Below are 10,906 nucleotides of genomic sequence, written 5' to 3'. Positions count from 1 at the left end.
AGCTGGGGGTGAGGCGCTCCGCCCGAACCGGGAAAGGGGGTCAGTAGGGGCGGGTGACGGTCGAACTGCGCGTGGCGCCGTTGTTCGCGGTGGCGGTGCGGTTCACGGTGACGCCGTCGTCGTCGCGATAGGCGTCGATCTGGCGGTCATAGCCGTGGCCGTGCGAGGTCTGCACGCTGGACGACCGGCTGTAGTGGTCGTCGCCGTAGGCGGTCGAAGCCGCGCGGGTCTGGGTGTTACCGGCCGGGCCGGTGCGGACGGCCGTCGTGGCGTAGCCGTTCCCGGTGTCCACCGTGGTCCTGGCGCGGGCGCTGGACCAGCCCTGGCCGTCCACCGATCCATAGCGGGAGACCGTGGCCGAGCCGGGGCTGCGGTAGATATCCGCGCCGCGCATGGCGCTGTGCTGGGCGCCGGTGACGCTGGCCGAGCGGTGGCGGGAAACCGATTGAGCCATGGCGCTGTCGGCCGCAGCGGCGAGGCCGGCGACCACCAGCAGCCCCGTCAGGGCGGCGGCTGCGAAGGGACGACGGGAGGTCATGGGCAGGCTCCTTGTGCGAGGTCCGGCCTGTTCCGGACGACTGCAGACTGACAGATCGGCCCGTCCGGGGTGTGTCGCCCCGGCGCCCGTGCGTAACAGCGTGTATCCTCTACTGGCGGGGCGGAGGCGGTTGCGCCAAAGCTTGGCCCATGACGACGGCTTTGATCCATCTGGTCGAGGACGACCCCGAAATCCGCGACCTGGTCTGCGCCCTGCTGGCGCGCGAGGGTCTGGACTGCGCGGCCTTCCCCGACGCCGCAGCCTTTTGGCGAGCCTGGGCGGTTCAGCGGCCGGACCTGGTGGTGCTGGACCTGATGATGCCGGGCGAGGACGGCCTGTCGGTCTGCCGCCGCATCCAGGGCGCGGTCCCGGTGCTGATCGCCTCGGCGCGAGGCGAGCCCATGGACCGGATCGTGGGGCTGGAGGTCGGGGCCGACGACTATGTCGCCAAGCCGTTCGTGCCGCGCGAGCTGGTCGCCCGCATCAAGGCCCTGCTGCGTCGCCGCGACCGGGCCGAACCCCGGCCGCCGGCCCGCCGTCTCGCCTTTGGCGGCTGGCGCCTGGACCTCGCCTCCCGCGCCCTGACCGATGCGGATGGCCAGGCGGTGGAGCTGACCGGCGGGGAGTTCGACCTGCTGGCCGCCTTCGTCAGGCGTCCGCAGCAGGTCCTGTCTCGCGACGACATCATGGACGTGCTGAAGGGCCGCCAGGCCGACGTCTTCGACCGCTCCATCGACATCCAGGTCTCGCGCCTGCGCCGCAAGCTGGGCGACCATCCCCGCGAACCCCGGCTGATCCGCACGGTGCGCAACGCCGGCTATCTGTTCACCGCAGACGTCGAGGTCCAGTCGTGAGACGCCTGGGCCTCGCCAACCGCCTGACGCTGACGCTGGTCCTGGTCGTGGTGGCGCTGCAGGCGGTCAGCGTCCTGGGCCTGATGAGGTTCCAGCGCGGCGATCAGGACGAATGGCGCCTGCCTGTGCCGGTGCGGATCGCCGCCGCAGCCGCCGCCCTGGACCGCACGCCGTCGCAAGAGCGGGACGACCTGCTGGTGGCCCTGAACGGCGACGCCACCCGCTTCTTCATCGCCGACGGGGTTCCGGCCGGCTATCGCGCGCACGGCGGCCCCCTGCCCGCGCTGTTGCGCAGCTATGACGCGGCCCTGGGCGCGCGCGACGTCCGCCTGCTGGTTCCCGAGGAGCGCCGCCGCTTCCGCCCTCAAGTCCAGCGACGACAGACCGCCGTCTATGCGGTGTCGGTCGCGTTGGCGGACGGCCAGAGGCTGGTGGTCGCGCCGGGCCTGGGGCAACGTCGCCGCAGCATGGCCATGGCCGCCCTGGTGTTCAGCCTGCTGGTCGGGCTGACGGCCGCCTTCCTCGTGTGGCGGATGGTGCATCGGGCGACCCGCGACCTCCAGGCCATCGCCGACGCTTCCGACCGTTTCGCCCGCGATCTCGGCGCCCCGCCGATGGACGAGACCGGCCATGCCGAGGCGCGCCGCGTGGCCTCGGCCTTCAACCGCATGCGGGCGCGCATCAAGGCCCTGGTCAGCGAGCGCATGCGGATGCTGGCCGCCGCGGCGCACGACCTGAAGACCCTGATGACCCGGCTTCGGCTACGGGTCGCCCTGATCGAAGACCCGGACCAGCGGGCGCGGGCGGACCGGGACGTGGCCCTGATGGCCACCTTGATCGAGGATGTGCTGCTGGTCGCGCGCGGCGAGGAAAGACCCGCTGTCCTCGCCCCCGTCGATGTCGCCGAACTGGTGACGGAACTGGTGCGGGAACGCGCCGCCCTGGGCCAGGCGGTGACCCTGGGACGGCTGGAGGCGGGACGGGTCCAGGCCTACACGGGCGGCCTGCGCCGGATTCTCGAGAACCTGATCGAGAACGCCGTGACCTACGCCGGTTCAGCCGAGGTCGGCTTCGAACGCGACGACGACCGCTGGCGGCTGACGGTCGTCGATCACGGTCCCGGCCTGTCGCCGGCGTTCGAGGCCCAGGCCTTCGAGCCCTTTGCGCGGGGCGAGGCGTCGCGCAGTCGCGAGACCGGCGGTTCCGGTCTGGGCTTGGCGATCGCCCGTTCCCTAGCTCAGCAGATGGGCGCGAGCGTCCGCCTGGAGACCACGCCCGGCGGCGGCCTGACCGCCGTGATTCTGTTCAGGACCGACTGACTACCGCGCCCTACCGCGCCGAGGATCCGACGATCCTCGACAGGCCTTCGACCAGGGCGTCGAAAACGGCGCGGCAGCGGGCGTTTCCGCGCAGATCCCCGTGCATGACGATCCAGGTCTCCAGCGCCATATGAAAGGCGTCGGGCAGGACGCGGACCAGATCCGGCTGGCGCGCCGCGACGACGGTCTGGCAGATGCCGATCCCGAACCCGGCGCGGATGGCCGCCAGCTGGGCCACGTCGCTGTCCACCCTCAGGGCGAAGGCGTCGCGGCTCAGGGCCGGATACTGCTGGACCGCAGCCCGGATCGCGGGGGTTTCGACATCATAGCCGATCAGGTCGTGATCCTTCAGATCGGCCAGGGTCCGGGGCGTCCCGCGTCGCGCCAGATAGTCGCGATGGGCGTGCAGGCCGATGGCCAGGGCGCCGACATGGCGCGAAACCAGGGCCTGCTGCTCGGGCCGGACCATGCGAACGGCCACATCGGCCTTGCGCTGCAACAGATCGTCCAGGGCGTTGGACGGCGACAGCTCCAGCGCCAGCCCCGGATGGGCCTGACGCATCCGGGCCAGTATGGGCGGCAGATGTTCGACCGCCACCACCTCGCTGGCGCTGATCCGCACCGTGCCGGAGAGGGCGCCGCCCCCGCCCCCACCCTCGGCTGTGCGGCGCAGGGCGGCCGAGGTCGCGGCCAGCCGCTCGGCCAGGGGCTTCAGCTCCAGCGCCGCGTCCGTGGGGGACAGGCCCCGGGGCGTGCGCAGGAACAGCTTGGCGCCCAGGGCCGTCTCCAGGGCGTCGATATGGCGGGCGATGCTGGGCTGGCTCATGTCCAGACGCCGCGCCGCGCCGGACAGCGACCCCTCGCGCAGCACGGCGTGGAAGGTGCGATACAGATCCCAGCTCGGCTCACTGTTCATTGGTTTTCGTATAGCAGGTGCAGATATTTCGACAATTCCGTTGATCCGGCGTTCGGTCGATACAGGCTTCATCAAACGGATGGAGCGCGACATGACGACGAAATCAGCCCTGGTTCTGGGCGCCACGGGCGGCGCGGGCGGGGCGGTGGCCGAGCGGCTGCTGAAGGCGGGATGGTCGGTGCGCGCCCTGCATCGCCGACCCGAGGGCGTGCGCGGCGACGCGCGGATCGCCTGGATCAGGGGCGACGCCATGTCGGCGGCGGACGTCGCGGCGGCGGCCGAGGGCGTGTCCCTGATCGTCCATGCGGTCAATCCGCCCGGCTATCGCAACTGGAACACCCTGGTCCTGCCGATGCTGGACAACACCATCGCGGCGGCCGAACGGAACGGCGCGCGCATCCTGCTGCCCGGCACGGTCTATAACTACGGCCCCGACGCCTTCCCCGACATCGCCGAGGATGCGCCCCAGAACGCCAGGACCCGCAAGGGCCGCATCCGGGTCGAGATGGAACGTCGCCTGAAGGCGGCCGCCGATCGCGGCCGGGCCAAGGTGCTGATCGTCCGCGCCGGCGACTTCTTCGGGCCTGAGGCGGCCAACAACTGGTTCAGCCAGGGCCTGGTCAGGGCCGGTGAACGGCCGACCGCGATCACCTATCCGGGCAAGCCGGGCGTCGGGCACCAGTGGGCCTATCTGCCGGACGTGGCGGAGGTGATGGTCCGCCTGGTCGAACGCAACGACCTGGAGGCTTTCGCCCGCTTCCACATGGAGGGCCAGTGGGACGCCGACGGAACCCGGATGACCGGCGCCATCCGCCGCGTCCTGGGCGAGCCCAAACTGCCGATCAAGCCCATGCCCTGGCTGGTGATGCGTCTGGCCGCGCCCTTCGTGCCGCTGATGCGCGAACTGATGGAGATGGCCTATCTGTGGAAACGCCCGGTCCGCCTGACCAACACCCGGCTGGAGGCCCTGATCGGCCCCGAACCGCGCACCCCGCTCGACGAGGCCGTGCGGGCCACCCTGGCGGGGATCGGCAGCCTGTATCCGGCCCATGCGGACAAACGCCCGTAGAGGCGACGGGCGAAGAAGACTGACTGTAGAAGGGAGGATGGTGGACGCGACAGGGACGGGGGTGCCGTCGTCGTCGGCGTGCTGGTAGGCCGGGCTATCGGCAGGGGGAGTGGGGCCGTCATCGGCCATGAGGATGCTCCGCGACTCGGATGTTCGAGCCGCGAAGGAGAGTCCTCGGAGCGTTCAGGGTCAACGTCGTCCACGGTCCTGAACGACCGTCTCTGACGTCAGGCGGGGACGCTCTCCTCACGGTCCTCGACCGGCGTCATGGCTCGCTTGATGCGGCCGACCGAGGCCGAGGAGACGCCGGTGATCTTGGCGACCTGTCGGATCGAGTGACCGTCCGCCAACGCTTTCTGGACCTTCTGCCGAACCTTCAGCGAGAGGTTGGGGCGCCCGAAGGTCACACCGCGCGCTCGGGCACGGGCGAGGCCCGCGTTAATCCGGCTGGTGATGATGGCGCGCTCGAACTCGCTGAACACCGCCAGCATCTGGAAGAGCATCCGGCCGCTCGGCGTCGATGTGTCCACGGCCTGCTGGTGCAGGTAGAGGTCGCAGCCACGGGCTTGGATGTCGTTCAAGAAGCTGACCAGATCGGGCAGCGACCTTCCGAGCCTATCGACGGCGAACGCCGCCACCATGTCGATCTCCCGACGATGGATAGCCTTCAGGAGGGCGTCGAAGGCGGGCCGCTTGTCCCGGCCCTTGGCGCCGCTGAACCCCGCATCCTCGAACACCTCGACGACGGTCCAGCCCGACCGTTCGGCTACCTCCATCAGGATGCGCCGCTGGTTCTCGGTCGTCTGGGAATCTTGGCTGACGCGGAGGTAAAGACCTGCTCTCTTCATCTCCCAGACGATGTCATGGATCGTTCGGGCGTCAATCAGATCGGCGGGGCAGCATGGCGATTCTAACGGTGGGCGGTCTCGCTCTGGTGGCGCATTCGTCTGGCGGTGCGATCCTGTCTTATGGCGGGTCTTATCTCGGCGGCACGCTCGTCGGGGCAAAGGTGGTGTCGGGGTTCGTCACCGCTGCCGGTGTGTTGTCCCAGATGTCGGCGACAGCGGTGTCCGTGGCTTCTGCTCCTGCCACCATGCCCATTCTCGCAGGAGCCGCTACGGTCGCGGTCGTGGCGGCCGGAGCCTACTGCTATTTCCACGGCATCCCGGCGCCGGTCGTTGAGATGTTGAGCGCGGCAGGGGTCGGGTCGGCTGGAGCCAAAGGCTTCGCCGTGACCGTCTCCAAACTGGCACCGGCTCTGATCGCGCTGGGCGTGGCGGGCTACCTCTCCTACGTCGTCTACAAGGACTTCAAGGCGTTCAAAGCCGACTATCAGGCTCGCGTGGCCCAGCCGACCGGCGACATCGACAGCGACGCGCACGCTTACCCCTATGCCTTCAACAGCGAGGGCAAGCGTCGGCAGTCGTGGTGGGCTTGGCTGATCAGCGTCGTTGCCCGGTTGATGGGGCGTAAGCCGAGCGGTCAGGTGCCGGTCAATCGGCGACTGACGTAGAGGCTGCGGATCGTCGGGGCGTCAATCAGACCGGGCTACTCGCCCCAGCGCAGATAGTCGGCGTGCGATCTCTTCGCTCGATAGCGGCGCCTTCGATGTCGAAGGGGCGCGAGGAGTGGCGGGCGCCTTCGACGGTCGGGCGGCTCTCCGCTGTCGGCGCCGCTCGAACAGGAGATCGAGCAGGCGCCACGCGAGTTGGGTGCTCCACTGTTCGCCGCAGGCGGTCTTCACCCCTTGCTTGTTCAGGAGGCGTGCGACGTCGGCCGGTTTGCGGAATCCATTCTCGGCCAGCTTCCAGACGATGGGTTCGAGATCGTCCAGCACGCGATCCTTGGAACGGCCGCCGAAGCTGAAGTGGACGAGTTCGGCTGCCGAGATCGGCTTCTTCTTTTGTGCAGGCTTCGGGGCAGACGGCTTGCGAGCGTGAACAGGAGCCGGTCCCGGCGGCGGCATATGTTCCGACCGCTGGAGCGTCGGTTCGTGGGCTTCAACTTCCCGAGCCAGCAGGCCCTTTCCGCCGCTTCGCTTTCTCGCTGCCGAGCGGGGTGCACCGGACCAGCCGAGGATGGTGCTCCCGCCAAGATATGTGCCCGTCTTCGACATGCCCCGCCCTGTCCTCCGAAGGCTCCAGCCTATTCGCCGCAGATTATGCGGTGAATAGCGGCCGTAATCACCGCGCGACCCTCATGATGCAGATGTTGTCTGCGGCCGAAGCGTTCAGCGTGCGAGGCGAGAAGCACATGTCCGATTGGCTTGCCTGTAAGCGTTCTGGAAGCCGGTGAAGGCCCGCTGGTCGCGCGCGTTCTGGGGAAGCGTGTTTCCAGCGGCGTGGCTGCGATAAGCGAAGTCCGCCCAATCTGCGCCCAATTGAGTTCGGTCCATCGAGTAGGAAACCTCCGTCACAATGCACTGACACAGGCTGGCAGGTGTGATGCGAAGGCGGTCGAGCATTTCCCGCACGTCGGGCGGACTGTTCTGGCTGCGGCAGAAGTTGTCCGCCGTCAGTTCGATGACGTCCCTGTCGGACGCTCGACCAGCGACTTGAGCGTCAGCGGCGTTCGCCAAGGCAATCGCCGAACATACAGCGGCGAACGAAAGCGCAGCCAGCTTCATGGATGTGTTCAAGTTCCGCCCCCAGACAATCACTGGCCACCTAACAGATTGCTGTCGTTCCGGCCACGCTGGGCGCCTGTCTCGAACCACATGGTTCTGACGATGGCAGATCGCGCGCCGGAAACGCCGCTGCGGCAGGTGCCGATTCACACCAGATTTTGAGACGCCAGATTCCAACCCGTTCGCGGCGTGCTTGATCGGCCTTCGGCCTCGTCACCTGAATTGTTTGGCGCCGACGAGATCGAGGTCTTCAACATCGGCGGATCAATGAAACGGCCCGACGCCCAGTCGGGTCGTTCATGGTCTGGCCGAACGACGTCGTGGCCGGAGCAGAGCGACGGACGCGGCTCGTCCGACCGGGCTATGGTGTTCTATCGCCGGGACGGCCAACCGCCTTCAGCGGTCGTCCGCTCCTGACGATGATGTCCCGCAGATCGCCTCGGCCTTCCGCCTCCTCGATCCACGGCCGATCATTCATCAGTAGGTCGCAGATTGATCTGGTCCGATCCCTTCACCTCGGCTCCTCGTCGAGAACCCGGCCCGACAACCCATTCGCACCTTTCTCTATAAGCACGCTGCGAATGGGTTGCCCCTGAACCCTTCCTTCAGACCGTCCGAGGCAGGGGTGAGGAAGGATCAGCATGAGCGTGGGGAAGCAGGGCGTGGCGAAGATGAAGGTGACCGTGCTGACGGGACCGCAAGGGAGCGGGAAGAGCACGGTGATGCGCGAGGAAGCCATCGCTAATCCCGGCCTCTACCTATTCGCCTCTCCGACCCATGAACTCATCGACGAACAGGTCGAGGCATTCAGAAAGGACGCGCCGCATCTCGAAATATGGCCGATCCATTCAAAGCGCGGCGGCAAGGGCAAGGCCGCCGAACGGCTCACAGTCGCCCGAGATAAGTTGATTGCCAACGGCGCCCGTCACGCCGTCATACTGACCACCCATGACACGATGATGGGCAGCGATCTGTCGGCCTTCGCCGGGTGGCATGCCCGTATCGACGAGGCACCCGCCGCCGTTCAGGCCGGGACGTTCAACATCCGCGAGATGAGGACGGCCCTGAAGGAGCGGTTCGCCGTGCACAGCAAGCCGGGGCACGACTGGGCGTCGCTGAGTCTCAAGGGCGACAAGCCAAGCTGGAAATCGCTTCAGGGAAGCCTCGGTGCCAAGGAACTGGTCGAGTTCTATAAACAGGCGGCCAATCCGGCGCGCGTCTTCGTCCGAACGCCTGATTGGGATGCGACGGACGACATCGACTGGTTCTCGATCTGGTCGCCGCTGGAACTTGCCGGATTTGCCTCTGTGCAGATCGGGGGATCGGGCTACACCAGCAGCGTCGGCTATCTCGGCGCCAAGGCCCTGTTCGACGACTTGCTGGCATTCGATGAGCGCGACGTCCCCGTTATTCGCTCAGGCCAGCCGTCCATCAACATCCACTATTTCACCGAAGGCCATCGCGGCTCGACCGCCTTCTGGGACACGTCGGACGGTCGGCTTCAGATCAAGCATGTCTGCGATCATCTGGCCAAGAAACTGCCCAAGGCGTCGTTCTGGTCGGGCAACACCGTGGTCCAGAACCTGATGGAGCATCGGCTGAAGGGCGACCTGATTGCGGCCAGTGCGGCGGGTCTGAACAAGCACCGGAAGCGTCAGCACTGCGCCATCATATTCAGTGGCAAGGCGACGGAGGCCGACAGGAGCATGATGGCGGTGTTCGGCCTCACCAAGGGTCACATCGAGCGCGCGCGTGAAGATGAACTCATCCGACAGTTCGTCATGCGGGGCGCTATCCGTGATCCGGCGTTCGACCGCGCCTACGATATCTACGTCTACGAAAAGGTTCAGGCTGAACGGCTGAAGAGCCATTTCGAGGACCTGCTGTTCAGCACCATCGAACTCGTCCCTGTGACGGAAGCGGGTCTGATGACGGTGCGTCGGAAGTCAGACGGTCCCACGGATCAGGAGAAGAAGGACAAGCAGGCCGACCGCAACGAGAAGGCGGCCAAGCGTGGACGCGACAAGCGGGGGGCTGCGGCGAAAGCGGCCGGGCGCGAGGTCGGTCAGCCGGGCAATCCGAAGCTGAAGAAAGCAAAGCCGACCTGATCTGGTTGACGGATTCGACTTCTATGAGAGCCTGAAACTTCCACAGCAAAGGAGGTCGCTTGGCGCCGGTCGAAAAGCCGTTGCGATGCCTCGCCGTCCGCGTCGTTCTTGACGATGCGGGCGAGATCGACGGCTTCGAACTCGAAGCATTCCTGAATGATGTCGCTGGGCCTCACCGGTGGCTCTCGACGACTGAATGGCTGTTCGTCGATCCTCCGGTGGAGGCGGAAGAGCATGTGACCGTGCCGGTCGTCATGCCCGACGAAATCGCAGTTCGAGCGATCCTTGCTGACCTGACCAACGACCCTCAGCGTATCGTCTTCGATCTCCCAACTACGCCCGCCGAGACGCGGAAATGGCGATGGGTCGCCTTTCAGGTCGCCCCTAACGCGCAGGGTCAGGGCCGCTTCCCATGGGAGCGCTTCAATGCTTGAGGGCGGACTGTTGGGATGGGTGACCGAGCAGTTGATCAAGCTGGACGATCAGGTCCCCGGCCTCATCGCTCGCGTGCTCACCGCCGCGCCGAAGCGTCGTCAGGCGATCTTCGCGGCTCTGGCGGTCAATGACGTTAGGGGCGGTGACTTCACTATCGGCGACGACCTGTTTCCGGCGCCGCTCGCAGAGGTCATCCGTCACGGCCGCGCGAGCGACATCCTGCGCCACGCCTTCAACCAAGTGCCCGAAGGCTTCTCAGGTCTTCTCGAACGCATTGGCGAGCGTCCGCTCGGCCGCCCTCAGGACTACATGCTGCTCCATGCCGTCGCAGCGGGCGATGGCTCTGTAGGTGTCGAGGCTTTGCGCGATGGCAGGATCACCGGCCGGAAGTTGGCTGTTTATTCCGCACTGGACGACCGCTGGCGACACGCCAACACGTTGGGCCGTATCGACACAACCGGCGAGGCCCTGACTTTCAATCGCGCCGTCGATTTCGTTCAGGCTGTCTCCACCCGCGCGACCGATGAAGTGGTAGCGAATGCTATCGCGGCGATGCGGCCGACATCGACGCTTCCGCGACTGCTCGACCGCCTTCTGCGCCGCGCGGATCGACTTCCAGAGCATCCGATCACTGCTGGCGACAACGAACTTCGGCCGCTCGCCTCGATGCGCGAACTGCTGGAAGCTGGACGGAAACACCGAAACTGCCTCGCTTACCGGCTGGCTGATGTAGCGGCAGGAAAGATGGCTTTGGCCGAGTTTAGGGAAGATTGCCTTGTCGAGTTTCGCCCGCTGACGCAAGGCAGAGGGTGGCTGCTGCGCGATGTCCACATTGAGCGCAATAGACCCGTCCCACTGGCTCTGTTTGCAGAGGTGGAAGCTAAGTGTGATGCGCTCGGCGTCCCCCGCATCGACGAAGTTGGAAGCTGCGATGGGTGGAAGAGCTACCGAAACTTTACCGGCGAATTGGAGTGGGGTTAATTTCTCGCAGAAGTCGCACGACCGTTCTTGACGGACACCTCTGCAAGTAGCGAAGCTGTC

Annotated in this window: 12 protein-coding genes; 7 read left to right on the top strand and 5 right to left on the bottom strand. The window is 66.7% G+C overall.

Annotated features, from left to right (window positions below):
• Positions 1-40: 40 nt before the first annotated feature.
• The gene (locus ER13_RS05740) at positions 41-538 is read right to left on the bottom strand and encodes a hypothetical protein (RefSeq protein WP_035307436.1); all 498 of its coding nucleotides are present in this window, start codon (positions 536-538) and stop codon (positions 41-43) included.
• Between the two features lie 149 nt (positions 539-687).
• On the opposite strand from ER13_RS05740, the gene ER13_RS05735 reads away from it, so the two are divergent.
• Together ER13_RS05735 and ER13_RS05730 are read left to right on the top strand one after the other, a co-directional pair.
• The gene (locus ER13_RS05735; protein ID WP_035307437.1) at positions 688-1,392 is read left to right on the top strand and encodes a response regulator; all 705 of its coding nucleotides are present in this window, start codon (positions 688-690) and stop codon (positions 1,390-1,392) included.
• On the top strand, positions 1,389-2,711 hold the full coding sequence (locus tag ER13_RS05730; RefSeq protein WP_052004888.1) for a HAMP domain-containing sensor histidine kinase: 1,323 nt from the start codon (positions 1,389-1,391) through the stop codon (positions 2,709-2,711). The genes ER13_RS05735 and ER13_RS05730 overlap by 4 nt, the downstream gene beginning before the upstream one ends.
• 10 nt (positions 2,712-2,721) lie before the next feature.
• On the opposite strand, the gene ER13_RS05725 is transcribed toward ER13_RS05730, so the two are convergent.
• Positions 2,722-3,627 (bottom strand): LysR family transcriptional regulator, encoded by a 906-nt coding sequence (locus ER13_RS05725; protein WP_008261539.1) that lies wholly within the window; start codon positions 3,625-3,627, stop codon positions 2,722-2,724.
• A 91-nt stretch (positions 3,628-3,718) separates the two neighbouring features.
• Here ER13_RS05725 and ER13_RS05720 point away from each other — a divergent pair, with 91 nt between their 5' ends.
• Positions 3,719-4,696, top strand: coding sequence for an NAD-dependent epimerase/dehydratase family protein (locus ER13_RS05720; protein ID WP_035307481.1), 978 nt, complete (start codon positions 3,719-3,721; stop codon positions 4,694-4,696).
• Between the two features lie 227 nt (positions 4,697-4,923).
• On the opposite strand, the gene ER13_RS05715 is transcribed toward ER13_RS05720, so the two are convergent.
• Positions 4,924-5,544 carry a recombinase family protein gene (locus tag ER13_RS05715; RefSeq protein ID WP_035307439.1) on the bottom strand — a complete coding sequence of 207 codons (621 nt, stop codon included), beginning with the start codon at positions 5,542-5,544 and terminating at the stop codon, positions 4,924-4,926.
• A gap of 53 nt (positions 5,545-5,597) precedes the next feature.
• Here ER13_RS05715 and ER13_RS18345 point away from each other — a divergent pair, with 53 nt between their 5' ends.
• On the top strand, positions 5,598-6,209 hold the full coding sequence (locus ER13_RS18345) for a hypothetical protein (protein ID WP_155988097.1): 612 nt from the start codon (positions 5,598-5,600) through the stop codon (positions 6,207-6,209).
• Between the two features lie 21 nt (positions 6,210-6,230).
• Here the strand turns inward: ER13_RS18345 and ER13_RS18340 are convergent, their stop codons facing one another.
• Together ER13_RS18340 and ER13_RS05705 are read right to left on the bottom strand one after the other, a co-directional pair.
• Positions 6,231-6,812, bottom strand: a complete 582-nt coding sequence (locus tag ER13_RS18340) for a hypothetical protein (RefSeq protein WP_155988099.1) — start codon at positions 6,810-6,812, stop codon at positions 6,231-6,233.
• Between the two features lie 114 nt (positions 6,813-6,926).
• Positions 6,927-7,322 carry a hypothetical protein gene (locus ER13_RS05705; protein WP_035307443.1) on the bottom strand — a complete coding sequence of 132 codons (396 nt, stop codon included), beginning with the start codon at positions 7,320-7,322 and terminating at the stop codon, positions 6,927-6,929.
• A 641-nt stretch (positions 7,323-7,963) separates the two neighbouring features.
• Between ER13_RS05705 and ER13_RS05700 the strand changes: the two genes are divergently transcribed.
• From ER13_RS05700 to ER13_RS05690, 3 genes are read left to right on the top strand one after another with little or no spacing between them, the layout of a single operon-like run.
• On the top strand, positions 7,964-9,430 hold the full coding sequence (locus ER13_RS05700) for a DEAD/DEAH box helicase family protein (RefSeq protein ID WP_035307477.1): 1,467 nt from the start codon (positions 7,964-7,966) through the stop codon (positions 9,428-9,430).
• A 59-nt stretch (positions 9,431-9,489) separates the two neighbouring features.
• Entirely contained in the window at positions 9,490-9,864 is a 375-nt protein-coding gene (locus tag ER13_RS05695; RefSeq protein ID WP_035307475.1) for a hypothetical protein, read from the top strand.
• A complete protein-coding gene (locus ER13_RS05690) occupies positions 9,857-10,846 on the top strand; it encodes a hypothetical protein (protein WP_035307473.1) in 990 nt (329 codons plus the stop codon). The genes ER13_RS05695 and ER13_RS05690 overlap by 8 nt, the downstream gene beginning before the upstream one ends.
• Positions 10,847-10,906: the final 60 nt, after the last annotated feature.

This window comes from Brevundimonas sp. EAKA, assembly GCF_000698025.1.
Lineage (GTDB): Bacteria > Pseudomonadota > Alphaproteobacteria > Caulobacterales > Caulobacteraceae > Brevundimonas > Brevundimonas mediterranea_A.
This window is presented reverse-complemented; position numbering and strand designations above follow the sequence as displayed.